The organism is Leptospira biflexa serovar Patoc strain 'Patoc 1 (Paris)' (genome assembly GCF_000017685.1).
Taxonomy (GTDB): Bacteria; Spirochaetota; Leptospiria; order Leptospirales; family Leptospiraceae; genus Leptospira_A; species Leptospira_A biflexa.
Window position 1 is genome coordinate 560,564 of sequence record NC_010602.1, and the last position, 25,370, is coordinate 585,933.

The 25,370-nt window shown below is 38.1% G+C and carries 21 protein-coding genes and 1 pseudogene; 7 read left to right on the top strand and 15 right to left on the bottom strand.

The features are described 5' to 3' along the window. Positions 1–33: 33 nt before the first annotated feature. Positions 34–753 carry a hypothetical protein gene (locus LEPBI_RS02755; protein WP_012387586.1) on the top strand — a complete coding sequence of 240 codons (720 nt, stop codon included), beginning with the start codon at positions 34–36 and terminating at the stop codon, positions 751–753. Here LEPBI_RS02755 and yihA read toward each other — a convergent pair. The 4 genes from yihA to LEPBI_RS02775 are packed head-to-tail and all read right to left on the bottom strand — an operon-like array spanning position 723 to position 4,628. Beyond that, positions 723–1,364 (bottom strand): ribosome biogenesis GTP-binding protein YihA/YsxC, encoded by a 642-nt coding sequence (gene yihA / locus LEPBI_RS02760; RefSeq protein WP_012387587.1) that lies wholly within the window; start codon positions 1,362–1,364, stop codon positions 723–725. The genes LEPBI_RS02755 and yihA overlap by 31 nt on opposite strands. 5 nt (positions 1,365–1,369) lie before the next feature. Next, the gene (locus LEPBI_RS02765) at positions 1,370–2,371 is read right to left on the bottom strand and encodes a tRNA lysidine(34) synthetase (protein ID WP_049755965.1); all 1,002 of its coding nucleotides are present in this window, start codon (positions 2,369–2,371) and stop codon (positions 1,370–1,372) included. Further along, positions 2,335–2,670 carry an ATP-binding protein gene (locus LEPBI_RS19315; RefSeq protein WP_012387589.1) on the bottom strand — a complete coding sequence of 112 codons (336 nt, stop codon included), beginning with the start codon at positions 2,668–2,670 and terminating at the stop codon, positions 2,335–2,337. Before LEPBI_RS19315 ends, LEPBI_RS02765 begins: the two co-directional genes overlap by 37 nt. Next, positions 2,667–4,628: a SpoIIE family protein phosphatase gene (locus LEPBI_RS02775; RefSeq protein ID WP_012387590.1), complete on the bottom strand. Its 1,962-nt coding sequence runs from the start codon at positions 4,626–4,628 to the stop codon at positions 2,667–2,669. The genes LEPBI_RS19315 and LEPBI_RS02775 overlap by 4 nt, the downstream gene beginning before the upstream one ends. Positions 4,629–4,897: 269 nt before the next feature. Here LEPBI_RS02775 and LEPBI_RS02780 point away from each other — a divergent pair, with 269 nt between their 5' ends. After that, entirely contained in the window at positions 4,898–6,961 is a 2,064-nt protein-coding gene (locus LEPBI_RS02780) for a sigma-54-dependent Fis family transcriptional regulator (protein WP_041769948.1), read from the top strand. 41 nt (positions 6,962–7,002) lie between these two features. Here the strand turns inward: LEPBI_RS02780 and thiD are convergent, their stop codons facing one another. After that, positions 7,003–7,803, bottom strand: coding sequence for a bifunctional hydroxymethylpyrimidine kinase/phosphomethylpyrimidine kinase (gene thiD, locus LEPBI_RS02785; protein ID WP_012387592.1), 801 nt, complete (start codon positions 7,801–7,803; stop codon positions 7,003–7,005). Further along, positions 7,760–8,142: pseudogene (locus LEPBI_RS02790) on the bottom strand (MGMT family protein). The gene thiD and the pseudogene LEPBI_RS02790 overlap by 44 nt, the downstream one beginning before the upstream one ends. Positions 8,143–8,209: 67 nt before the next feature. On the opposite strand from LEPBI_RS02790, the gene LEPBI_RS02795 reads away from it, so the two are divergent. From LEPBI_RS02795 to LEPBI_RS02805, 3 genes are read left to right on the top strand one after another with little or no spacing between them, the layout of a single operon-like run. Continuing rightward, positions 8,210–9,067 (top strand): ferritin-like domain-containing protein, encoded by an 858-nt coding sequence (locus LEPBI_RS02795; protein ID WP_012387594.1) that lies wholly within the window; start codon positions 8,210–8,212, stop codon positions 9,065–9,067. Between the two features lie 42 nt (positions 9,068–9,109). Then, complete coding sequence (locus LEPBI_RS02800) at positions 9,110–9,511, top strand: hypothetical protein (RefSeq protein ID WP_012387595.1); 402 nt, start codon at positions 9,110–9,112, stop codon at positions 9,509–9,511. 35 nt (positions 9,512–9,546) lie between these two features. After that, complete coding sequence (locus LEPBI_RS02805; protein ID WP_012387596.1) at positions 9,547–10,815, top strand: porin; 1,269 nt, start codon at positions 9,547–9,549, stop codon at positions 10,813–10,815. Between the two features lie 106 nt (positions 10,816–10,921). Here LEPBI_RS02805 and LEPBI_RS02810 read toward each other — a convergent pair whose 3' ends face one another. From LEPBI_RS02810 to ppk1, 8 genes are all read right to left on the bottom strand, one after another. After that, complete coding sequence (locus LEPBI_RS02810; protein ID WP_012387597.1) at positions 10,922–14,233, bottom strand: efflux RND transporter permease subunit; 3,312 nt, start codon at positions 14,231–14,233, stop codon at positions 10,922–10,924. Then, a complete protein-coding gene (locus LEPBI_RS02815; RefSeq protein WP_012387598.1) occupies positions 14,226–14,975 on the bottom strand; it encodes a hypothetical protein in 750 nt (249 codons plus the stop codon). The genes LEPBI_RS02810 and LEPBI_RS02815 overlap by 8 nt, the downstream gene beginning before the upstream one ends. Before the next feature lies 1 nt (position 14,976). Then, positions 14,977–15,984: an efflux RND transporter periplasmic adaptor subunit gene (locus LEPBI_RS02820; RefSeq protein ID WP_012387599.1), complete on the bottom strand. Its 1,008-nt coding sequence runs from the start codon at positions 15,982–15,984 to the stop codon at positions 14,977–14,979. 1 nt (position 15,985) lies between these two features. Then, positions 15,986–17,404, bottom strand: coding sequence for a TolC family protein (locus LEPBI_RS02825; RefSeq protein WP_012387600.1), 1,419 nt, complete (start codon positions 17,402–17,404; stop codon positions 15,986–15,988). 102 nt (positions 17,405–17,506) lie between these two features. Then, positions 17,507–17,893: a hypothetical protein gene (locus LEPBI_RS02830; RefSeq protein ID WP_012387601.1), complete on the bottom strand. Its 387-nt coding sequence runs from the start codon at positions 17,891–17,893 to the stop codon at positions 17,507–17,509. 259 nt (positions 17,894–18,152) lie between these two features. Next, positions 18,153–18,479, bottom strand: a complete 327-nt coding sequence (locus LEPBI_RS02835) for a hypothetical protein (protein ID WP_226992866.1) — start codon at positions 18,477–18,479, stop codon at positions 18,153–18,155. Positions 18,480–18,603: 124 nt separating this feature from the next. Beyond that, entirely contained in the window at positions 18,604–20,016 is a 1,413-nt protein-coding gene (locus tag LEPBI_RS02840) for an FAD-binding oxidoreductase (protein ID WP_012387603.1), read from the bottom strand. A 10-nt stretch (positions 20,017–20,026) separates the two neighbouring features. Beyond that, entirely contained in the window at positions 20,027–22,171 is a 2,145-nt protein-coding gene (gene ppk1, locus LEPBI_RS02845) for a polyphosphate kinase 1 (RefSeq protein ID WP_012387604.1), read from the bottom strand. Positions 22,172–22,196: 25 nt separating this feature from the next. Here ppk1 and fliD point away from each other — a divergent pair, with 25 nt between their 5' ends. Continuing rightward, positions 22,197–24,119, top strand: coding sequence for a flagellar filament capping protein FliD (fliD, locus tag LEPBI_RS02850; RefSeq protein WP_012387605.1), 1,923 nt, complete (start codon positions 22,197–22,199; stop codon positions 24,117–24,119). Beyond that, entirely contained in the window at positions 24,116–25,078 is a 963-nt protein-coding gene (locus LEPBI_RS02855) for a hypothetical protein (protein ID WP_012387606.1), read from the top strand. The genes fliD and LEPBI_RS02855 overlap by 4 nt, the downstream gene beginning before the upstream one ends. Here the strand turns inward: LEPBI_RS02855 and LEPBI_RS02860 are convergent. Further along, complete coding sequence (locus LEPBI_RS02860) at positions 25,075–25,290, bottom strand: hypothetical protein (protein ID WP_012387607.1); 216 nt, start codon at positions 25,288–25,290, stop codon at positions 25,075–25,077. The genes LEPBI_RS02855 and LEPBI_RS02860 overlap by 4 nt on opposite strands. Between the last annotated feature and the right edge of the window lie 80 nt (positions 25,291–25,370).

Here is a 25,370-nt window from a genome sequence, read left to right on the forward strand (position 1 = left end):
AAACCGAAGTACCCAATAGGTGGTTAGGTTTCCATGAGAATAGAAGAATCCTCATTCAGTCGTATGAATGTAGATCTCCTGAGAGATCGACGGGTGAGCTATGTCGGCCATGGACAGTTGGAAAGTGCGCCTGAATCGTTCTCCGCATTACACGTTATCTCTCACGAGTTAGGCCACGCACAAGAATTCAAAAACGAAGCTTTCCGTGAAGGTAGGGAAGTCCAATCTGTCCAAGTCAAAATCAATTATGAGTTACGAGATGGACGGATGGTTGCCGTGAGTGGTGAAACACAGGCTGTCACAAAACCAGTCTCTAAAGCGGAAGAAGATCCAAGCCTAACACCATATTCGGATGGAAAGTCAATCAAAGATTTGTTCCAACAAAAACTCGAAGAAGAGAAAGAATCGAAAGAGAAATCAGCTGTGAAAACGGATCGAAACAACCCTAAAGAAATCCAAAAACGTAGTTACGAAAAAAACTTAGAATCAAAAATCAAAGAAATAGAAACAACATTAGAGTCGGAAAAGAGTAAAAAATCATCTGATATCACTTCAACAGAACGCCAAAAAGAATTGGAATCGGAAAAAAAACGTTTAGAAGAAGAAGTCCGTCTCCTACGTATCAAAGAACAACTGAAAGAAACATTTGCACTGCTTACCGATTTCCGCAAGATGATGGCTTCCAATGTCTTTGGAATGTTAAATTACCAAACGGATTCACATTACGGTTCTACATTGGATACTTTTGTTTGAATTCCAAGTGTTTCTAAAATAAATTCCCTCAATTCACCAATCCCTCTACCTGTTGATGCAGAAATATAAAACACCCGGAAAGGAATTCCAATTTCATTCATTGCGGCTTCCATTTCTGTGCGTACTTTATGTTGTCCACTTTGGTTTAGTTTATCAATTTTTGTGCGAATCACAACAGGTTTGATTTTTTTTTCCATAGCAACTTCGATTGTTGATAATTCCTCTTCAGGGAAATCTCTTTGAGAATCACAGAGAATAAATAATATTTTGAGTTGTTTCCAAGAGTTTAAAAAACCTTCTAAAAGATTCATCATGTCTTTGTGTTCTTTATGAGAAGCTTTTGAATAACCAAACCCCGGCAAGTCGACCAAATTAAATCCAACTTTGGTTCTAAAAATATTGATGAGTTTTGTTTTTCCAGGTGTTCTTGATACTTTTGCTAGTCCTCGATGATTAGATAACGCATTGAGTAGGCTTGATTTGCCAGAATTAGACCTTCCCATAAATGCAATGGATTGTACTGAATCCAAATCTTCTTTTTCATCTAATTTGGCGATAGAAGTGAAGAATTTAGTTTCAGGAAAGGGTATTTCTTTGGAATATTTATGCATCTAGATCACCTTTCTAAATAGATTCGTTTCGGATAATTCTTTTCGTTTTTTGAAAAGAGTGAAAATAAAATTTGGATCGGTTCATTCTCAAAATAGAGGATAGGGATATAGGATCGTAAAAAAAACGGAACACCATTTTCCCGCATACATTCGGAAATTTCCTTATTTCCAGAACGAATTTGGATTTTTTGCCCATGGTGCCAGGATCCTAAACTGTATTTCATATCAGGATCATTGATTTTGAATCGATTTTGGTTCCACTCAATGACCAAAATTTGGCCCTCTCGATTGGAAATCGCTTTTTTAAATGCTGGAGATTTTTTGTCAATGATGAAGAGATCACCAAACTTTGATTTGTATAGGTAACAATTTTTATTTTCTAAAAATGCTCTTTCCCCTTCTGATTGCAGGTGAAAGTTCTCAAAGCCAGATTTATATAAGGGATACATACCCATCAGTTTCAAATGGAAATCGATTAATTCTTTTTTAGCAGATAAATTCAAACTCACCCATGTATCATGAGGAATTCGAAATAGGTGTGGTGCATAACTTTGGGATTGGTTTGAAAAACCATCAAATTGTAAATTGAGTTGCGATCGATCGTGGAAATTCCAATAGGTTTTAAAAAAGTTCCATTTTTCTCTTTCTAAAATTGGAATCAATTCCATCCGAATTCTATTTCTTTTATAAATAGGATCACCATTTGATTCATCTTCAAAGATACGCATATTTGCTGATACAAACTGGTATAATTCGTTCAATTCATGGTCTTCCAAAAAAACAAGAGGCAAAAACCTTTCTCCATCAAATGGAGGGAGAGTATAAAAAGATTTTTTACCACCACCTCTCGTTAGATGCAAAAAAATGGATTCTGTATAATCTTTGCAGTGATGGCCAGTGAGAATGATGGAAGGAATTTTTTTGCTTATTTTTTTTAATTCATGGTAACGAACAAGCCGTCCCGTTTCTTCTAATCCTTTCTTAAGTTTGAAGGATAAATTTGGAATTTTTTTTTTACAAAGAAGAGATTGAATCCATATTGTTCTAGATAAGTTTCCATTTCTTTTTCTTCGTTTTGGATCTCTCTGATCCCGTGCGATAGATAAAAGAGGTGAGGGGGTTGGATTTGGTATTTGTCTTGTAAATATTTTAAGAATAATAATAGGAGACTAGAATCTTTTCCTCCCGAATAGGAGAGTAAAAATTTTGTTTTGTTTTTGATCCATTCGTTTGGCAGTTGGTTTCCCATTCTTTTGAGCATAGATTCAAAATGGATGGAAACAGAATCAGGGATTTTTGGAATCATATTTTCCTCACGGCCACCATTGTGATATCATCGTGTTGTTCCTGTTCCTTGACAAATTCTTTTAGATCCAAATAAATATTCTCTAAAATCTTTTTTGGTTCCAAAAGGATGTGATTTCGGAAACTCTCCTCTAAACTAAGTTCGCCGTATTGTTTTTCGTAAGCATTGAGAGCTTCTGTTACACCGTCTGTATAGAGTAGGATTGTATCCCCAGCCTTGAAATACAATTTAGTTTCATTTTTAAATTTGGATATGTCGGGACTGATTCCCAAGATGACACCACCAGTTTCAATGGATCTAACTGTGTTGGAGTATAATTGGTAATGGTAAAAATTTCCATGCCCAGCTCCCGATACTTCCACTTCATCGGAAATCAAATTCCAACGAATCAAGATCATACTCATAAATCGTGGAGTGATCGCATCTCGATAACTGGAATATAAGTAATTGTTGATATCGTTTAAAATTTCCCAGGGGGAATCTTTTACTCGAACGAGAGAATGGAGGATGGTTCTAACGGTAGCCATTACAAGACCTGCTGCGACTCCTTTTCCACTGACATCACCAATGCAGACAAATAACTCATTTCGATTCGGTGATAATATAAAATCATAATAATCACCTCCGATCCCTCGAGCAGGTACCATGAGTCCACCAAAGGAAAATCCATCCGCTTCTGGTGCGTTACGAGGTAAAAGATTACTTTGAATTTCTTTAGCAATTTCAATTTCTTTCTCCAATCTTTCTTTGTTTGAAAGATTTTGGTATAAATTGGAATTTTCCATGGTGATTCTTGCGAGTGAAACGAAAGCATTCAGAGCTTCAATTTCTTCATGCGGGAATCGAGTTTCTTCTTTGGCCAAAATAAAAATACAAATAGTTTCGTTTTCTAATTTTACGGGTACGATGAGTGTTTCTTTTCCAGTGATTCCAAGTGTTTGAAAGATAACATCTATAGAAGGATCAACTGCCAAAATTTCTTTTGTTTGGAGTATAAAATTTAGATCATTGATATCCACTGAGTCAGTCAATGTTTTAAGTTCATAATTTTCCAGATCTCGGTATACTTTGAATACTTTTGCTTTGGTAACGTTTGGAGGAATTTCTACCAAACAAGAAATGGATGAGTCTACAATTCCTGATAATGTGAGTAGAATCATTCGAATCATCTCATTGTGATTGTTTAGATAGAGTTGGCTTAATGTTAATGCAGCCGTATGTAAACTTCTAAAGTGTTTCGATTGATTTTTTGATTTGGAAAACAGAAGCGAATTTCTAAGTGAAACGGCAAATTGTCCGACAACAATTTTGAGAATTTCTTCATCTTCAATATAATCCAATGTGTCTTCGTCTTCATAATCGATTGTGATCATTCCAACAGCGATGTTTGCATACAATATAGGTAAGACCAATTGAGATTTGGTGCCAGTAAGTTTTGAATAAAAGGAATAAAACGGATGGGTTTGGTCACTGAATTTATAAAAACAAGGCTCTCTCTTCGCCATCGCTTCTATTAAAATTCCGTAACTCAAATCATAATCGAGAGTGATTCGTTTGATGACTCTTTGCAAATGTTTTTGTTTGGTGTAATAATGAGCTAATTTTATTTCACCTAACTCTAGGTTTGTTATAAAAATTGCAATTTTATCTTTTTTTAAGCGATCAGAGATGAGTTCGCTAAAACGAAACATCAAATCATCTAAACCAAGTGAGGAGTTAAATAGGGATAAGTTCTCTAATAGGAATTCTGTTTTTTCATCTGAATTGAGGACATGTTTGCCCACTCGAGGGATTTTTCGTTTTTCTAAGATCCATTCCCTCTGGCAGGTTTGGCAGAAAAATCGACCTGCTTTCGTGATGCCACTGGGAACACGAGGTTCAGTACAAAGAAGGCAGATTCGTTCAAATTCCGATTCCTCGTTCATCCAGGGACCAGGATACACGATTTCTTTTTTCACAAGCTACAAGAATTTCCTTCCGAGGGAAGAAACCTGGTACGATTCATGCTTAATCTATAAGCAAATGTTGTTTTTTCTGCTGAAATCGAAAGGAAGGCAAGTGAAATGATTAAAAAACCATTTAATTGTTTGCTTGTCGTACATAATGATGAAAAAATAAGCATAGTGAAACTGTCTTCCTTTCCAGCAATCCGTAATTCCAAAGAGCAAAACCTATGAGCGCGAAAAAATTCAATCCCATCCAATCCATCCATGAAGTCGCTACGGCCATGAATTCCACACAGGACCCAGATGGCCTCCTCGAATTGATTCTCGATCGATGCATCCAAATTTGTGCCGTGGAGTCAGGTTCCCTCATGCTCATCGACGAGAAACAAAGTGTCCTGGATGCCGTGACCTCACGTGGGATGAACCAACAATTACTTCGTGAAACCAAACTGAAAATTGGACAGGGGATCACGGGTATGGCAGCTTCCACGGGAAAAGCGAAGTTGGTCAATGATGTTTCGAAAGATCCAGATTACATCCAAGTAAAAGAAGAGATCAAATCAGAGTTAGTTGCTCCAATGATAGTAGAGGATGATATCATTGGGGTGATCTCACTTGACTCGAATCGATTGAATGCATTTACACCTGAGATGTTGGAGATTGTAAGTGTACTTGCAAACCAAGCGGGTCAGATTTTTAAAAATTTACAAACCATTCGTTCATTAGAACAACGAACGAAAATCCAAGCAACTCTCATCGAAATTTCAAAAGTAGTTAGCTCAACTTTGGATCAAAATGAAGTTTTTGATTCCATTATGGTAACAATGGAAAAGTCACTTCGTTTAGAAAAAGGAAGTATTGTCTTATTTAATAAAGAAGAAGCCTTATTAAGGATTGTTGCCGCTTCGGGATTATCACCAGAAGAAATTGAAAAAGGAACATACCAACCTGGAGAAGGAATCACTGGAAAAGTATATGAGTCAGGAGAGCCAATTATCATTGAATCTGTTGCATCACATCCTGATTTTTTAAACAGAGTTGGATACTTGTCTCATTTTAAACATGATCCACATAACGTAAGTTTATTATGTGCTCCAATTTTGAGTGAACAAACAACCTTGGGTGTAGTAAATGCATTTATCGTTCAAAATAAACACACTGACTTAAAATCTTTTTTAGATTTTTTACAAGTGGTTGCATCTATCATTTCACAATCGATCAAAATTCAAAACTTAGTCGAAGAAGCAAAAAAAGAAATTTCACGAGAAAATATCCAATTAAAAAGAGAATTAAAAAATAAATATAAATTTGGTTCACTGATAGGTAAAGCCGCGAGTATGGAAAAGATGTTTGAAAAAATTCAGTTAGTTGCTGATTCAAGAGCATCTGTTCTCATCACTGGAGAATCAGGAACTGGAAAGGAAATGATTGCAAATGCAATTCATTACAATAGTTCCCGTTCTGAAAATCCATTTGTCAAAATCAATTGCGCTGCAATTCCAGAAAACTTACTTGAAAGTGAACTCTTTGGTCATAAAAAAGGTTCCTTTACGGGAGCTGTCACAGACAAAAAAGGAAAGTTTGAATTGGCCGACACAGGCACTATCTTTTTGGATGAAATTGGAGAAATGGATTTAAACTTACAATCAAAGTTACTTCGGGTCTTACAAGAGCGTGAAATTGAAGCCATTGGATCAACAAAAGCAAAAAAAGTGGATGTACGGATCATTGCCGCAACCAATGCCGAATTAGAACAGTTAGTTGCCGAAAAGAAATTTAGAGCAGACTTGTTTTACCGGTTGAATGTAGTCAAAATCAATACTCCACCGCTACGTGATCGAGTTGAAGACATTCCACTCCTCATGAATCACTTCTTGGAAAAGTATACAAAAGATAATAATAAATCTATCAAAGGAATCTCTCGCGAAGCATCTAGACTGCTTTTGAAATATAGATGGCCAGGAAACGTTCGCGAATTGGAAAACGTCATCGAACGAGCAGTAGTCCTTGCCCAAGATGAAATTTTAAATGAAGAAGATTTTTCAGATATTTTATCCAATATGGAAGAAATGCCAGATAACACTGTGGAAGTATCACATTCAAATCATGTGGAATCAGTATCTGGTGCTGAACCTTTGGATTTGGGATCTGGTCGTTTGACTTCTGGACAGTTGGATGGTTTGGATGGGCGTGCGATGGAAATTGTTGTCAGTGAAGTTGAATCTAGACTCATCCAATATGCGATGAAAAAATTTCGGTATACCAAAACAAGAGTCGCTAAGTTTTTGGGAATCAATCGTAACACATTGGATAAAAAAATCAAAGAACTCAATATTGAATATTGAGTTCTTCTTTGTTTGATCGGTTTTGTGAACTAGTTCTTTGATTAATGAGTTGGATCTGGGAAGTGGTTTAGGTGTTGTGTTGGTCCCGTGAGAATATCATCTTCCAAACTTAAGTGTAAGTATTCTTTGGCTGATCCGACTGCTTCTGCAAGATTTTTCCCATGAGCTAAAAAGGCAGTAATTGCTGCCGAATACGTACAACCTGTTCCATGAGTATGTTTTTCTTTCAGATATGGTTTTGAGTATTCGAATATTGATATACCATCAAACAAAACATCGGTCGCTACTGATGCATTGGGTAGGTGTCCCCCTTTCAATAAAATGGGGACATTGTATTTTTCGAATAGTTTTTTTGCCATTGGAACCAACTGGTCATATTGGTGGATATTTTCTCCTAAAAGAAGCGACGCCTCATCTAAGTTAGGTGTGATTATTTTTGCAAGTGGAATGAGATCTTCAATTAAGGATTGGATCGCATCATCTTTGAGGAGTTTGGCACCACTTGTTGCAACCATCACTGGATCGAGAACCAACTGTATGTCAGGATTATCATAAAAAAATGAAGCGACCGATTTGATGATGTCCTTCGAATATAACATTCCTGTTTTTGCAGATTTGATCGGGAAATAACTGGAAACTGCTTGGAGTTGTGAGGAAACAAAGTCAGGAGAGATTTCATAAATACCTGTGACTCCATCAGGATTTTGAGCTGTGAGACATGTAAACACTGTGGTTCCAAATGTCGCAAGAGACGAAAACGTTTTGAGATCGGCTTGGACACCAGCTCCACCACCAGAATCAGAACCTGCGATTGTCAGAGTGATTGGAAAATCTTTTTTCATATAATGGAAACCATCCGTACTTGTCAAAATCCAATTGATCACTGCCTAAATCAAAGAAACACCTTCTGTTTGTAAGATTTTTTTTTGTAAATCGGCTCGAAAGCTATCACCTTTGAACGATATCCTTCCTTCTCGATTGATTACCCTTTGCCACGGGATTTTTGATTCTCTATCTTTTTTTAAGGAATTGAGCGCATACCCAACAGCACGTGCTGCTCTTGGATTCCCTAATAACAAGGCAATATGACCATAGGTCGTAACTTTTCCTTTGGGAATTTTTTTTACCACAGCATAGACGGATTCATAAAAATTCGGACTTTTCGAATTAGAAGCGTTCATTGAATTTGGAATTATCTACAGATGATTTCGGATTTTTGTAAATCCATTTTCGGAATGTTAATAAACTATGAAAATAACAGAATACGCAAAACATTTGTTACTTGCTCCGAATTTGGAAGATAAATTGCTTCCTCCACCGAAACAATGGATAGACGATAGTGACCAAAAATCCATTCGTATTGAAACTCCAGGAAGAAATCACAAACTTCAATTCTCTGATAAAAAAATTAAAATTCCAAGACTGGAACATTTGAATTTAGAATCGAATCGCGGACTCACTCTCCATCATTTTGCCAATCATGAACTCATGGCGATTGAACTTTTTGCCTGGGCCATATTAGCCTTTCCCGATGCTCAAAAATCTGTTCGGAATGGTTGGGTCAAAACCATTGAAGAAGAACAAACTCATTTTAAGATGTATTTGAATCGAATGAGCGAATTTGGAATACAATTTGGAGATATCCCACTCAATTATATATTTTGGAAACAATTGGACCAGTTTCAGAGCGTGGAGTCGTTTTCAGCAGTCATGTCTCTTTCCTTTGAAGGAGCGAATTTGGATTATTCGCAAGTATATGCAAAAGTATTTTCTTATTTCGGAGATGAAAAAACATCAGAAATCATGATTTATATTTTTGAAGATGAGATCAAACATGTCAAACGGGGCGTACGTGCGTTTGAAAAATCGATTCCTTCCGAAAAAAATTCCTGGGAACATTATCTTTCGCTGATCCAATTCCCTTTCACACCAAGAAGAGCAAAAGGATATTTGTTTTTTCCTGAAACAAGATATTTAGCCGGTTTGGATGCAAACTTTGTGAAACAATTGGCCGAATATGAAGATGAGTACACTGGACGTGTGAATTTGGAATCGGTCAAAAAATTTGGTTTAGGATCGGAACTAATGCGAAAAAAACAGGCTTGATTCCCAATCCATCCAATCATAGGATTTTGAAAGAAGGTAGATATGAGATTAAAGATGCTTTTGAGTTTAGGATTGTTATTCGTTTCTTTCGGTTTTGTACTTAACGCCGAAAAAAAAGCCAAGTCGGTCACAGAAATGAATCTCCATGATTTTATGGAAGATTATACAAAACCTGCGACCAAATTGTATGATAAAAAAGACAACGCTGATTATCTGAATAAAATTTTAGAAAAAGTTCCTGATATGGCGCCTGAAGACCAAAAAGCAGAATGGAAAGAGATCATCGATGCAAAACTTGCCGTGGGCAAACCAGATGAAACTTGTAAATCATGTCATACTAAATTCAAAAAAGAATACAAAAAGAACTATCGCAAAAAATTAATCCAAGTCCCAGACGAACTCCTTGGATTTCCAAAAGAAATCAAAGAACTACTTAAAAAATAAAGTAAACTCCGCTCAAAGGCATTGGGCGGAATTTCATGAAACATCGAATCCAAATTCCTTTTTTGATTTTGATCCTATCTTTTAGTGTTCCATTTACAGGAAAATTGAAAGCGGAAAACAGTTCCGAATCCAAACAACCAACCCAACAGAATGGATCCAATCAAACCAATTTGAACGAACCAACTAATTTGGATGAGGCGAAAGATAAAACTATCGTTTTGCCGAAAAGTTTGAAGTTTGGCGCTTTTGTCGATACGTATTATTCTCATAATGGCAATCATCCCAATTCCAAAGAGAGACAGTATACAACACAAGCAGTTCGAAATGACGAGTTTAATATTAATTTGGGCTTTATCGAAACGAAATGGCAGGAAGATAAAATTCGAGGGCGTTTGGCATTTCAATTTGGAACCTCTGTCAATACAAATTATGCTGGGGAGATCAGTAAGGATACTAGTTCCAATCAAAATGCAGTGAAACACATCCAGGAGGCTTATGTTGGATTTAAATTGAGTAAGGACACTTGGGTGGATGCAGGTATTTATTTAGGCCATATTGGATATGAATCATGGATATCATCAGATAATTGGAATTATACGAGAGCAATGGCTCTTGACTATGTACCGTATTATTCTTCAGGAGTCAGGGTCACAACAAAGTTCACTGATAAGTTTCAATTTCAGTTTCATGTGATGAATGGCTGGCAAAATATAACGGATCAAAATAAAGACAAATCACTTGGTACTCAGTTCAAATACCAATTCACACCTAAATTTTCCATCACTGCCAATCAATTTGCCGGCAATGAGGCTCCCGATTTTGAACGAAAACAAACACGTTTCTATAATAATACAATTCTGGAATGGAAAGTTTTGGATTGGTTATCTTTTGCACTTTCTGGAGATGTTGGTGCACAAAAAACAAAAGAATCTTTGTCTTATGAACCATGGTGGAAAGAAATCAATCCAATTTTACCAATGTACATCAGTCGCGAATCGAGAGCGTTTCACCAATGGTATCATGGAACCTTTTGGACTAGTTTTCGATATGAAGATTTGTTTCGGCTAAGTTTTCGGATCGAACGGTTTTATGATCCTAAACAGGTGTTAGTACAAACTTACACTAGAAATGGATTTTTAACAAACGGTTATACGGTTACATTTGATTTACTACAATGGTCACCTGGACTTTTAAGATTCGAAGCCATCCAAAGAGAATCGATGGATTCTGTTTTTGAGACAGATCAAAACAAAAGGACAAGGGTGGAGCGGTTGTTTGTTGTGGCCGCTACTGTTCGAATCTAATTGAATCAATAAGAGTTTAATCACAAAAAAACCTCTGGTTGGTTTCCAGAGGCGAAATTACACTTCATTTTCTTATTTCTAATTCGATTCAGTCAGTGAAAAAGATTTATGTTTTTTTCCTTTTTTTGGCAGGTTTTTTCTTTTTCTTGGAAACAGGCTCATCATCTTCGTCTTCTTCTTCCAGAGGTTCTTCACTCAATTCATTTACAAAATCAAGGAAAGGGATGTGTTTTTTATGACTCATTTCCTCTAATTCTTCTGCGCTTGGTTTTCTTTCCCCAACCACAACTAAATAAAGAGAAGGTAAGATTGTTAATACAAGGCACATGGCTGAAAAGAGTCCACCCACAATGACGGTAGCAAGAGGTCTTTGAACATCGGATCCAACCCCTGTTCCCAAAGTGGCTGGGATTAAACCAAGTAACGCAAGTAACATGGTCATTAACATTGGGCGTAATTGGATTACGGCGGCTTTTTTTACGGCAGCTTTTGTTGAAATATCAGGTTCTTCGACAAGCAGATGGTTGGTTCTTGATACGAATAGAACACCCGCCATTGTAGCAATTCCAAAAAGTGAAATAAATCCAACACCCCCAGATACGTTAAAATAGTACCCTCGAAGTAGTAATGCATATATTCCACCTAATAAAGAAAGTGGAATACATGCTAGAGCTACATACACATACTTTAAGTTGCGATACAATAAGTACAAGACTCCGAAAATAATGAGAACCGTGATTGGGATCACAATACCAAGTTTTTTCCCAACACGAGATAGGTTTTCGTATTGCCCGCCAAAACGAATTTCATATCCGTCTGGGAGTTTGATTTTTTTCTTCACACGTTTTTGAAGTTCAGAAACAAATCCACCTTGGTCACGTCCTCGTATATTGGTTCGAACTGTGACAACCCTTCTTCCTTCCTGTCTGAAAATCATAGTAGGTCCATCAATAACTTCGATATCAGCTAACTGAGATAAAGGGATTCTTTCTCCTTTTGGCGATATGATAGGCATATTTTCAATTGCTTGTTTAGATGCGCGGTAATCTTTTGAAAATCGAACTACGATTCCGAAACGAGCCGGAGTTTTTGGTGGAATGTCAGATGGACCTTCATATAAGGTACTAATCCTTTGCATTCCGATCGCTGCTTCAATCATCTGTTGGATATCAATCACATTGATACCAAACCGAGCGGCAGCTTCTCTGTTGATGCTAATCGTAAGTTGAGGACTTTCTGCTTCTTGTTCAATGCCGTATTCACTGGCACCTTTCATCTCTTTGATTTCTTTTAAGACTTCATTTCCGATTCCACGCATGATTTTGAGGTCATTTCCAGAAACAAAAACGGCAAGGTCAGCAATGGTCCCCATAATGGCTTCGGATAAGTTGTCCATGATTGGCTGAGAGAAACTGATCCTTGCTCCAGGTAAAGTTGCTTCCAAATCATTTTTCATTCGGAGTAGAAGCTCTTGTTTAGTGATTTTTTCTTTCCATTTACTATAATCTTTTAAACCAATTAGAACCTCTAATCGGTTAGGTGGAAGTGGATCAGTCCCATCATCATTCCTTCCTAATTGAGAAATCACAACACTGACTTGTTCATTTTTATATACAGTCTGCCTTATTTTAGGCATAAATTTTCTTGCTTCGGGTAAGGAAATTCCAACAGGAAAAAAGATTCGAATGTTAAATCCACCTTCATCCATCTCAGGGAGAAATTCAGTTCCTAAAGAAAACATTCCTATTGCAAGAAAGATGGTCACTACACTGAAGGTATATCGAACTGCTTTTTTTGACCTGTCGACAATGAACTCGATGAGTCGTTTGTATCTTGCTTCAATCCAATCATAAAAAGGATTGTGCCACTCGATGGGACCTGGGTTTTTTGATTCAAAATAATGTTTGTAAATAATCGACATGATCACTGGGATCACTGCCATTGCAAATACAAGTGCACCTAATATGGCAAAGGAGATTGTGAATGCCATAGGTTTGAACAATCTTCCTTCAATCCTTTCAAATGAAAATATTGGTAAATATGCCAAGATGATGATGAGAATTGAAAATAAAATTTCGGTTCCCACTTCCGATGCGGCATCTCTTGTGAATGCCAGGATTCCATGTGATTTTTCTTCTGGAGTTGCATCTCGATATCGCCGCATGATGTTTTCCACCATGATCACAGCACCATCAACGATGATACCAAAGTCAATTGCACCGAGTGAAAGTAAACTGGCAGGGATTCCTGTCATGTTCATGAGTAAAAAGGCAAATAACATGGCAAAAGGAATGGTTGCAACAACGACAAGGGAGGCTCGCACGCTTCCGATAAAGAATATCAAAACCAAACTTACGACGACAACACCTTCCACCAAAGTTTTACCAATGGTTCTAAGTGTATAATTAACTAAATCTGTTCGATCATAAGTATTTCTGAGTTGAACACCTTTGGGAAGATAGTTTTCATTAATCTCTTTTACTTTCTCTCGAATTCGTTCTCCCATTTCATTCGGATCACCCCAACGTCTCATCGCCACCAAACCTTGGACAGACGAGTCAACATCAATTAATCCTTCTTCATCGTTTTGAACGGTATAACCTAAAACACCACTTGGGATTGGATGAGATATCTCGACGGAACCTAAGTCACGGATGAAGACTGGAACTCCATTAACTGTTTTTACAACAATATTTTCGATGTGTTTTGGATCTCTAATGGCACCGAGTGATCGAATAGGAAAACCTTGTTCCCCTTGAAGGAGTAAATTTCCACCTGTGTTTAAATTGTTTTCTTGGATGGCTCTAATGACATCACCAATTGTCAATTTATACCGAATGAGTTTGTCAGGTGAAGTGACAACATGGTATTGTTTTGGCAAACCTCCAAAGGTGACAACATCGGCGATCCCTGGGATTTGTAACATCTTTGGCATCACGATCCAATCTTGGATGGTACGTAATTCCATAGGGGTATGATTTTCAGATGACTCTAAAACATATCGATAAATTTCACCCACTGGTGAACTCATTGGTCCCAGTGCTGGATGGACATCTTCTGGTATGTCTGCATCAGCAACTCGTTCCATAAGTCGCATACGTGCAAAATAATCATCAGTTCCATCTTCAAATACGAATTGAAACACAACTAATCCGTTGATCGTTCTGGACCGTCTAACTGCAACTTTTGGAATTGCATTTAATACGCGTTCAATGGGGAGAGTGACTCTTTCTTCCACTTCTACGGCAGCTTTTCCTGGAAATTTCGCAATCAAACGAACTTGTGTATCCGCTATGTCAGAATAGGCTTCTTTTCGGATGTCAATCCAAGCCCAAATTCCAAATAATACGGCAACAATTGCCGTTATGATTGTAGTAATACGATTTCTGAGAGCTGTTTCAATAAAATCTTTAATCATGATATTCCCTCGTATTGAAGAGGTAACCCATCTGTAATAATAGTTGTGGGTTTCTATAGTCCCCTTGGCCAACTCCTCCGCCTAACTGCAGAAAAAAGTTGCCCAGTAAAAAGTCATAAGTGATTCCAATGTATCTTTGAGTAAGATGGACCTTTTGCCTCTCTCTACTTTCATATTCTAAATATGTGGCAACATTAGAATCGATCGAATTGATATAAGAACGAATCAAAAGATCTTCCTGGCTTGGATCCCTTCGATTGTATCCTGGAATGTTTAAACCTGTTGGGTAGGATGACTGTCCACCTCGTCCAACTTCGGGCGCAAAGGGACTCACTTCAAAATATCCACCTACAAGCGAGATACTGTGAGCGATGACAGGTGTTTTCCAGAATGTATATCCTAAATCAATTTGGCCACCTTTCCAGTGCGGCCCCCAAACTCCACCTGACCCACGTAATACGATATCTTTCCAGTAATAACCTAAATTAAAATTGATACTTGCAGGAGAACCAATCGTTGCACCATAGATCCAAAAATTGGTAGATTTTGGTAATTTTTTTTCATCTAAACTGTTTTGGTTTAATGTTTCATCAGCACCAAAAGCAGATTCCGTTGGCTTAGATGGCGTCCAATCCGGTTTGATTTCATTCCCGTTTTTATCTTTAGGAAAAGGAGAAGTTTGAGAGTATAAACTTGATCCCGTAATGAAAAGAATTAAAATGCTTAAGATCAAATTTTTCATTTTAGAAACCAAAACTTAATCCTTTTAACAAAATGGAACCTTGGATTGCTACTTTTTCGCCAGGTGCTAGACCTTCAATGATGTTCACACGTTCTTTTGTTGAAATACCAAGAACCACTTCTCGCCTTTTGAATGTTAATGGCTTTTCTTCGACAAATACATAGTTTTTCCCTTCGACTGTGACAATTGCCGTATAAGGTAAAACAACACTATCACCACCTGTTTGTTCTGGAAATTTTACAACTCCAAACATCCCTGGTTTCAAACGATACTTATCATTCACAACGATAATACGCATCTTTGCTGTTCTTGTGAGTGGATCTACGTTATCACCAATTGCTTCAGCAGTTCCTGTAAATTCTTCATCTGGAAAAGAAGCAAAAACTACTTTTACTTTTTTACCTTTTTTTAATGTAGAAATTTGAGATTCGGGAACATCCGTGATGATCCAAGCTTTCAAACTTCCTGCTGTGCTCAGTTCGCTTGGGTTTAATCCTTGTGCTCGAAGTTTACCCTCAAATTCTGCAAGTTCTGCTGCATCATTACCTGAATCAGTTTCTGATTCTACTAAATCTTTTTCTGTTGCAACACGATGAACAAACATATCTTTGATACGACTTAAGTTTTTATTGGAACGATGGAGTTTGTTTTTAGCGTGAATGTAACCCACATATAAGTCGTTTAACTCTGCTGATTCAAAGAGTATGATCCTTGATCCGTTGCTTACAGATGGTGAAGTAGATGCAATTAGCCTTGCAGGAGCTTCTAAACTGACAAACTCTCCTCCGCCGCCAATCACAGTGGACCTAACGATCTCAAGCCCTGGACTATTGGGTTTAAAAACGATTCGTAAACCTTCGTCAAATACTTCCGCTTTTTCTGGATGTTTGTGAATAGGTTTTGTAGATTTTGAAAACACCAAAAACAAAATCGCGGCTACGATTAATACAACTCCAGAGAGTAGTAGGATTCTTGCTTTTTGGTTTAATGATTTTAAGGTAATGAACATTTTATTCCTCGGATTTTGGAGTAGTTTGGTTTTCGGATTTAGGGATAAAGATTCCCTTACCAACGGCATAATTTACATTTTCAATGGCTTCCATTCGATCCGTTTGGAGTTTTAACATTTCCACTACACTGGAGCGATAGGTTTCAAAGAAGTCGGCAAACTCTAAGATGGTGATGTATTTCTTTTCATAACTCATAATCATATCTAAAGATAAACTACTATAATCTTTAATATATGCATCTATGAATCGTTTGTATAAAGCATCTTTGATACGTGCGGATTGGTAAGCAACTGCTACCTCATTTTCTACTTCCAAGATATTATTCTTTAATTCTTGTTTTCGAACCAAAATTGCTTTTTCAGCTGCTTGGATATTCCCTTGGTTACGATCAAATAAAGGGACCGTTAATTGAGCAGTGACACCCCAATAATTTTGAAACGCAGTTCCACCCCTGTTGTATACAGGACCAAATGATAAATCAGGAATCGCATTAGCATATTGTAGTTCTAGATTCGCTTCTTCATAACGTAATGTTTGTAAGGCTTTTTTTAAGTCAGGTCTGTTTTCACGTGCTATTTCGACGAGTTCTTCCAGTTTCACATTATTTGGAACAATCGAGTCCAATTGTTTTTCATTGATTTTGGGAGCAAATTCAACACGTGCATCTCGATAGGCATCATCGTTTAACAAAATTTTAAGTTCGGCTTCTTTTTCATATACCTTGATAGCCAAATCTTCTCTTTCTTTTTTTAGGAAGAAGAGAAGGGCTTTTAAGCGAAGGTGTTCTGCCTGTAGTAATGCCCTTCTTTTATAAGCAAGTTCAGACGATTCTACAGTTTTTTCAATAGATGCAATACTTTGGTCATAAAATACAACAGCCTTTTTATAAAAGTAGATTGTATAAAATGTTCTTCGGAGTTTTGTGATGAGAGCTCTCGTTAAATCATAAAATTCTTGTTCGGAGATTTTTGCATTTAGTTCGGCTACTTTGACTCGTTTATCGATTTTTCCGCCTAACAAAAAGACTTGTTGTACTTGGATTACAGATTGACCGGACCTTGTCGTATCAAAATACCTCTGCGTCGGTTCCGCAAAAATACTCTGGTCGATGGCGATGTTTGGGTTTGCGTATAACCCTGCTTGTAAGATACCAGCTTTTTTAACATCAATTTGGAATCGTGAAGCGATGAGAAGTAAGTTGTTCTTCCATAATAATGTTTCGGCGGTTTCCAAATCGATGTCTTTAGAAAACTTTTGGTCATCTGGATACAAACTGGATCCGAGAGATGTCCTTGGATTTTCATCCGTTAATTGTCTCCTCAGTGCCTCACTTGCTTGGGCCATTTTTGTTTCTTCCGATAGAATCGAAGTCACAAAGAGAAGTGATAGGTAGATACCCATTTTATAATAAACGTTCATAAGTTACCAAATTTTAAAAAACATAAGGGTGCATCGAATATGGGTATACCTCTACCTTGTTAGGTGAGCTTATACTTCCGGATTCTAGATGCCGAAAAAGGTTTAAACGAGAGAAATTGGAGGTGGAATGTTGAGTAAAAGGGAGGAGAGAAGGTTGGGACGATTGATCCCGATAGAAAGTAAATCGATATACGTAACGATTAATTCTTCTGAAATCTCATGACTTTTATAGTCAGTGAAGAAATCTAAAAAATCAGCTCGAGAACGACCTAAGGTAGCATTGTCGTCAATGGATGTGATCTGTGGGAGATCAATGGCCGCGTCATCTGTCGTCTCAAGGGCTTCAAGAGATTTAGAAAACGATTTTTTGATTTGGTGGAGGTTTGCTTCGAAATATTCTGAAACTGCTTCCGATGTGTTGTCAAAAGGGAATCCTATGGTTGCTACCAGTAGTAGTGCAATCAGTTTGTTTGACCAGGTCCCCGTCATATTATCCACAAATTTCCATTTCCTTCTGTACTCAATCTTTAAATCACGATTTATTATTCGTATATACTAACAAAATATACAATTTGTACAAATTCTAGGATGTAAGACGAGGGGAAGTGCAAAAAAAAGACTGCCCAGAGAGAGAAAACACTCTGGTACAGTCTGGAAAGTTTTGGCAAATGAGAAACAATTCTATTGGAAATAAATATAAAAACATCCTGTGCCCCTAACGGGACACAGGTAAAGCGGTAGAGAGGAGTTATACGGGTGGAGGTAGATTTAAATATTGGTGGGAAAGCAGGTGAGAATTCCACTGAGTGGCATCCTTCAAACTAGAAGTGAGGGAAGAAACCCAAACCTCTGTGACTCCTTTTCCATTCCAAGTGACGATGTCTTCTAAATCTTTTGTGCCAGTCCCTTCTTCTGAAGTGGATTTTTGAGAAGAAAGCAAATGAGAACCAGAAAGTTGCGATTTGCCCGACACTCGATTGGATTTGGCCCCTCGAGTGCGGATGAGAACATTTTCTTCCGAAAGGAAAGCACTGCCCAGAGAGAATGTGAGGAGTGTGACTCCCGCGATTTTCATGATCTTTCTGAACATAGTTACAGTTTAGACGGTCTCTGATTAAAATCTAGCATTTTTTTGGCCATTGCCTATATTTTAAGCAGATCGACCAAAAAATTTAGAAGGACCAACGGATTGTCTTGAATCAAAGCACTTTGCCGGGATTGAGAATCCCCTTGGGGTCAAAGGCCAGTTTGATGGCTCGCATCGTGTCCAATTCCGAGGCGGAACGAGAGAATCCAAGATAATCCTTTTTCAAAAGACCAATTCCATGTTCTGCGGAGATGGAACCTTTGAATTTTTGGATGAGTTGGAACATATCTGGGTCCACTTGTTTGCATTGTTGGAAAAAGTCGGCATCCGAGAGTTCTTTCGGTTTTACGATATTGAGGTGGAGGTTCCCGTCCCCAATATGCCCAAAGAGGGCAATGGAAAATCCTTGGTATTTGTTTGTGAGAAGGGTAGTCATCTCATCTAAAAATGCCTCCATATTGCGAAGGGGGAGGGAGATATCATTTTTATGAACGGTATAGGCGAGAGAGAGTGATTCCGAAATCCCTTCGCGGTACTTCCAAAAGGTTTCATTTTGCCTTGAGTTTTGTGCGATAGAACCATCTGTGATGAGTTCCTTTTCTGTAATGGATTCCAAAATCGAATAGAGTTTTTCCTCGTCAGATTCTCCACTCACTTCAAATTCCATGAGCACATAATACTTGCTCGGTGCTTGGAATGGATCCGGGACTCCTAAGTGTTCTTTTACTTTATCCAAACAATAATCAGTCAAAAATTCAAATGCAAGCAGAGGTAAATCAAAGTTATGTGTTTCACGAAAGATTTCTAAAATGTTTTTGTATTCAGGTACTGCTAAAAATATCACACGGATGTCTTTTGGTGGTTTTGTGAGTTTGACAACCGCTTCTGTGATGATCCCAAGTGTTCCTTCCGATCCAATAAACAAATGTTTTAAATCATAACCTGTATTGTTTTTCAGGATTTCACCGTTGAAGCGAAACACTTCTCCTTTTCCTGTCACAACGGTGAGACCTAAGACCCAATCTCGGATGAGGCCATACCGTACCACACGAACTCCACCTGCATTGGTGGCTATGTTTCCTCCAATATGGCTCGATCCAGTGGCAGCAAAATCAACGGGAAAATAAAATCCTCTCTCTTCTGCTTCTTTGTGTAAGTTTTTTGTGATCATACCAGCTTGGATGTGTAAGGTGCCAAGGAAGGGATCAAAATCTAAAACTTGGTTCATTTTGTTCAAAGAAATGACAATTTCATCATTTTTGGCAACGGCGCCACCAGCATACCCTGTTCTACCACCAGAAGGAACGATGGAAATTCCATTTTTATAAGCATAAGAAACGATGGAGGCCACATCGTCTGTGGTTTCAGGGAATACTAGAATTTGATAATTGGGTGGGTATACTTTGGTCCTGTCTGTTCCATAAGAATCAAACAAAGCATCATCCATCGTTCCATCTTTTTTTTGGATGACTTTTTTTTCTCCAATGAGTAACCCTAGTTCTGTTTTTGTTTTTGTAAAATCCATTTTGGTTCCTTTAGATATCAACCATGTCAATTTGTGCATTCACAGCAGGATCATCATCACCTGGTGCGAGCCTTGTATAAGATCCATCCGATTCCAACACACGTGCCTGCGTATTGTCTCGAAGGAGTAGTTCCAATATTTTTGCGATTCGTTTTTTATGTTTATCTTGTAAGATTGGGAACATAACTTCAATTCGGCGAAGAAAGTTTCTTGGCATACAATCTGCCGATGCTAGATACACCTCTGGTTTTCCACCATTTTCGAAACTATAAATCCTTGAGTGTTCTAAATACCTTCCCACAATCGAACGAACATTGATACGATCAGAAACGCCTGGAATTCCTGGGCGCAAACAACAAATTCCTCTAATGATTAGGTCAATTTTCACACCTGCCTGAGATGCTTCGTAGAGTTTGAGGATCACGTCTGGATCCACAAGTGAGTTCATTTTAAAGATCACACGTGCTTGTTTCCCAGATTTGGCGTTCTCTGTTTCCCTTTGGATGAGTCCTAAAAACTCTTCTTTTAAAAACGTAGGAGCCGCGTAAATTTTGGACAACCTTGGCATTTTGCCAGAACTCGTAATCGTATTAAAGAGAATGGCAACATCTTCTGTGATTTCCGGATTTGCTGTAAACAAGCTGATGTCCGTGTAATACCTTGCAGTGGTGGAATTGTAGTTTCCCGTGCCAAGGTGGACGTACCGATTCAGTTTGTCCTCTTCTCGTCTCACAATGAGTAACATCTTGCAGTGAATTTTGAGACCAACCACACCATAAACGACATGCACACCACTATCTTCTAGTTTTTTAGCCCAACGGATATTCCGCTCTTCATCGAACCTTGCTTTGAGCTCGACAAGAACTGTTACTTGTTTGCCATTTTCTGCAGCTTCACCTAAGTATTGTATGATGGGTGAATCTCCGGAAGTTCTATACAATGTCATTTTGATCGCAAGGACTTTTGGATCTTGGCTTGCAATCTTTAACATATCCTCAATGGATTTAAAACTTTCATATGGATGGTGTAGGAGATGATCGTTCTTTCGAATCTCTGAGAAGATAGACTCACTTTTTTTGGCTGCAAATCCAGATTTAGGTACTGGATACGAATACTTTAAGTGGCTTGTTTTTTCCAGTCCTTGGAAAAACATCATATCATTTAAACTAAGTAATGTGGGGATTTCCATCACTTGGTATTCTTCGAGTTCTAACAAATCACGAAGTAGTTCTTTGATGTGGCCTGCCCCAGAGTGTACATCGAGTCTTACTGCATCTCCCCACATTCTGTTTTTTAATTCATTCTTCATTGTAGTGAGAAGGTCACCAATGTTTTGTTCTTCGTTGATGGAGATATCCGCATCGCGCACAATTTTGAATGTATGGATTTGTTTCACATTCATTCCGTAGAACAAATCACCTAAATGCAGTTTGATGATTTCTTCTAGTGGGAAATATCGTCTTTTGTCACTTTCTTTGTTTGGAGGTAATTGTAAAAATCTTGGTAACACACTAGGTACCTGAACGATGGCAAAGAGTTCTTTGATTTTGTTTTTATCATCATCAGAATACAAAGTGATGCCAAGGTTCAGAGTTCGATTGAGAATATGTGGGAAAGGGTGAGATGGATCAATCGCAAGGGGAGTGAGTATGGACGAAACTTCACGTTTATAATAATTTTTTACGAACTGGATATCATCACCGGCAAGTTCACTTGGGTCTTGCACGACTACAATTTTGTTTTCTTTGAGTTCGATTAAGATCTCATCCAATGACTCGTATTGTTTTTGGACAAATTGACTGACTTTGGAGTAAAGTTCTGCAATGGTTTCAGAAGTTCGTTTTCCATTGAGACTCTTTTCTTCGATTCCAGCATTCTTTAAATTGAGAAGTCCCGCCACTCGCACCATAAAAAACTCATCCAAATTGGATTCTGTGATGCATAAAAATTTAAGGCGTTCTAAAAGAGGGTTTTCCTTATCAAAGGATTCTTCGAGTACTCGGTAGTTGAAGTCGACCCAGGAAAGTTCTCGGTCGAAGAAGATATTTTGGTTCCCCAGTTCTATTTTTTCTGTAGGGCTAGCAGTCATAATTCTAGGATTTGGGAAGGAAAAAATTCTGTAAATTCCTAATCCTTTTGTAGAATTCGACGACATTAGATTCAGAGGGATTTGGGACGATATGCCAGCATACACCATGCCGGGTCTGATGACTGGGCAAAACACAAACGATATCGTAAAAAAACTGGTCGATTTGGAACGCCGGCCCATCAAACGTTGGGAAACCGAAAATGAGTATGCCAAAATGCAGATTCAGATTTGGGGTGAGGTGAAAAATCTCACAACCAATTTACAAACCAAAACAAGGGCCCTTGTTTCCTTTACCGCTCCTTTTGCCACAAAATCCGTATCCTCATCCGTTGAGGGTGTCATTACCGGAGAAGCATCCCGTGCTGCCAAATCAGGTAATAAATCACTCGAAATCATACAAATGGCAAGTAAACACCAGTTATCTGGTGTAGAAATTGATACAGACATCCGACTCCCTGAAGGCAGTTTTACCGTATATTCTGGTAAATCCAAAGAAACAGTCACTTTCCCTGGTGGTGGGCTTTCGGATCTCTCCAGTGCGATCAAAAATATGGCTGGGACGATTGTAGAAGCATCGATCATTAAAATTGACAAAGATTCCTCCATCATCACCTTAACTTCTGTTAAAACTGGTAAAAAAAATGAACTCCAATTTTCAGACCCCAATGGGATTTTGAAATTGGCTGGCCTTGTGGGTGAGAACAAAGCGACAGAGGAAGATACCGAACAAAACCTTTCGTTGGATGGAACCAAAGCAAAAGCCTGGGACCCAACCAAATTTAAAAAATCGGAAGTGGAAACGGATAAACTCATCCAAACCGAAGAAGGGATTGTTTTAAAACCAGACACTGCGTATTCGATTCCAATTGCTGTGACTGAGATCAAAGAACGTGCTTACTTTGAAGTTGTAGTCGAGGGGGAAGCTCCTGCGGTGATGGAACTCGGGATGAGTTTTGAAAAAGAAGGAAGTGCCCGGAACAAATTCCTTCCTATTAATAAAACGGATTCAAAGTATAGTTTCCAAGCTGGCGATTTTGCGAGTGATAAAAATCTTACCGCTATCATCGTCTCCAATGCGGCCACAACTCCCATCCAAATCAAATCAGTGACACTCATCACACCACAGGCTCCCGGTACTGCGGAACCAGTAAAAGTTTTGCAAGAAGCAAAAGATCTAAAAATCAAAATTGATGGTGTTGAGATCACTCGTGAAACAAACGATGGGATCGCCGATGTATTGGAAGGAATTTCATTTAATGTCCATAAGGTGACAGAAGAACCTGTTACCTTAAAAATCCATGTGGACCATGCCAAAGGTTCTGCCCTCATCAAAGAATGGGTGGATGCTTATAATGAACTCATGAAGTTTTCAAAAGAAGTGACTTCTGTTGAAAAAAATGGAAAAATTTCTGATAAAAAAGAAAGTGATGATTCCAAGGCCGCAGATATCTCAAGAGACTTCTGGGATAACAAATCCAAATCAGGACTTCTTGCAGGTGAAAACTCAATTTTACGACTCATTGCTTCATTAAAAACAACTGCTAATTCTTATTACCCAGCAACCAAAGAAAATGGATTCCGAGTCCTAACAGACATTGGGATTTCCACAGGAGCCGTCGGATCCAATTGGGAAAAAATCCAAGATGGCCTCTTACAAATTGACCAAGAAAAACTCATCGCTGTTTTGTCTGAGAATCCAGATGGAGTGAGAGATTTATTTGCATCCGATCCGAATAACGATGCTAAGATGGAAGAAGGTGTTGGGATTCGGCTTCTGGAAATATTAAAACCTTATAACCAATATGCATCTGGGATTGTTACAAGTAAGGTAAAACTTTTAGAAGAAAGTGTCGCAGGGAATAATAAAAAAATCAAAGAACATGAGTCACATCTCATTAGTTTTGAAGCAAAATTAAAACAACGATTTCTCTACATGGAACAAGGTGTAGGGAAAAACAAATCAGTTGGAAATTACTTACAAAATAATATGTTTAGAGGGAACGGTGGGGAATGATGAATATTTTTATCAACAAACAACAATTAGATACTAAATTGGATGGTGAAACCAACCTCGGCCAAGTGTTGGATGAAATTCAAAAATGGATTGAGTCCAACGGAAAATACTTACGTCATTTTACCGTCAATGGAATGGAACGAAGCCGCTCTGAACTTGACCATGTTGGCATTGATGAAACAGAACGATTGGATTTATTTGTGGGTGAAGAACTGGATGTCATCGAAGATAGTTTAGTCGAAGTTGACAATTACGTAGACAAAGTAGGTTCCACTCTTGTTGGTCGCGATTCCTTAACTGAAAAAGAAGCAGAAGATCTGAAAGAAGGAATCCCATGGATCATCTCGATGATTCGTACCACAACCAAACTTTTGAACTTAAACCTAAATCTCATCCAACCAATGGGGAAAGGGAAAAACGTCGAAGAGATTCTTGAATCTTTACAAAACGGATCAATCATTCTCGATTCCACAAAAACAATTGAAGTATTTTTAGAAGACCTTCGCGATGTGAAATTGTTTTTAATGGACCTAAGCACAAGGCTTGCCGTGATGCGACTTGATGAATCTGAACTCGTTGAAATCATCTCTCGATTTGTAAAAGAAAAAGATAAAGTGATCAAAGACTTTATGTTGGTAAACGAAAATTTCCAATCAGGAAAGGATCATTTGGCATCTGAGATATTGAATGAAGCTGTGGGTCGCCTCACAGGGCTTATGTCAGCGCTTGCCTCCATCCAAACTCGTCACACAGAACTAAACTGGCAAGAACTGTCGTTTGAGGACAAAAAACTTTCTGATTTGATTGGGGAACTGAATACGACTCTTTCGAACATTGCTTCGGCGATGGAAAAAAATGACATTGTGTATGCGGGTGATATTTTGGAATACGAACTTCCAGATTTATTGGAATCTCTAATTCCCTTTTTATCGCTTGTTTTAGAAAAAGTAACCGTTTAACGTTTTTCCTTTTTGGGGATTTGGTTGGAAAGCCAATTCCCCAATCCAAACAATCCTCCCACACAAAACACAACACTCCCCCAAATTACATTGAGATTCATTCCTAACGATTTGGAATACATGGGATCGCCGTCTGTTAGAATTCCATATCCCAAAAGGATAGAACCCAAAATGAGAAACAAAGCAGATAATATGGAAGCAAGGGAAATCATGATCTTAAATCGTATATACCTTTGTCTTTAAGACAAGCCATAAATCCTTACCAAACCGTTGACAGATGGAATTGATTCGG

Coding starts and splice junctions, on each gene's coding strand:
- LEPBI_RS02840 (WP_012387603.1), bottom strand. CDS start 20,016: ATGGATTTTACAAAAACAAAAACAGAACTAGGGTTACTCATTGGAGAA.
- LEPBI_RS02810 (WP_012387597.1), bottom strand. CDS start 14,233: ATGATTAAAGATTTTATTGAAACAGCTCTCAGAAATCGTATTACTACA.
- LEPBI_RS02830 (WP_012387601.1), bottom strand. CDS start 17,893: ATGACGGGGACCTGGTCAAACAAACTGATTGCACTACTACTGGTAGCA.
- LEPBI_RS02835 (WP_226992866.1), bottom strand. CDS start 18,479: ATGAAAATCGCGGGAGTCACACTCCTCACATTCTCTCTGGGCAGTGCT.
- LEPBI_RS02815 (WP_012387598.1), bottom strand. CDS start 14,975: ATGAAAAATTTGATCTTAAGCATTTTAATTCTTTTCATTACGGGATCA.
- LEPBI_RS02780 (WP_041769948.1), top strand. CDS start 4,898: ATGAATTCCACACAGGACCCAGATGGCCTCCTCGAATTGATTCTCGAT.
- LEPBI_RS02795 (WP_012387594.1), top strand. CDS start 8,210: ATGAAAATAACAGAATACGCAAAACATTTGTTACTTGCTCCGAATTTG.
- LEPBI_RS02805 (WP_012387596.1), top strand. CDS start 9,547: ATGAAACATCGAATCCAAATTCCTTTTTTGATTTTGATCCTATCTTTT.
- thiD (WP_012387592.1), bottom strand. CDS start 7,803: ATGAAAAAAGATTTTCCAATCACTCTGACAATCGCAGGTTCTGATTCT.
- LEPBI_RS02800 (WP_012387595.1), top strand. CDS start 9,110: ATGAGATTAAAGATGCTTTTGAGTTTAGGATTGTTATTCGTTTCTTTC.
- LEPBI_RS19315 (WP_012387589.1), bottom strand. CDS start 2,670: ATGATTCCAAAAATCCCTGATTCTGTTTCCATCCATTTTGAATCTATG.
- LEPBI_RS02820 (WP_012387599.1), bottom strand. CDS start 15,984: ATGTTCATTACCTTAAAATCATTAAACCAAAAAGCAAGAATCCTACTA.
- LEPBI_RS02825 (WP_012387600.1), bottom strand. CDS start 17,404: ATGAACGTTTATTATAAAATGGGTATCTACCTATCACTTCTCTTTGTG.
- LEPBI_RS02855 (WP_012387606.1), top strand. CDS start 24,116: ATGATGAATATTTTTATCAACAAACAACAATTAGATACTAAATTGGAT.
- fliD (WP_012387605.1), top strand. CDS start 22,197: ATGCCAGCATACACCATGCCGGGTCTGATGACTGGGCAAAACACAAAC.
- LEPBI_RS02755 (WP_012387586.1), top strand. CDS start 34: ATGAGAATAGAAGAATCCTCATTCAGTCGTATGAATGTAGATCTCCTG.
- LEPBI_RS02860 (WP_012387607.1), bottom strand. CDS start 25,290: ATGATTTCCCTTGCTTCCATATTATCTGCTTTGTTTCTCATTTTGGGT.
- yihA (WP_012387587.1), bottom strand. CDS start 1,364: ATGCATAAATATTCCAAAGAAATACCCTTTCCTGAAACTAAATTCTTC.
- ppk1 (WP_012387604.1), bottom strand. CDS start 22,171: ATGTCGTCGAATTCTACAAAAGGATTAGGAATTTACAGAATTTTTTCC.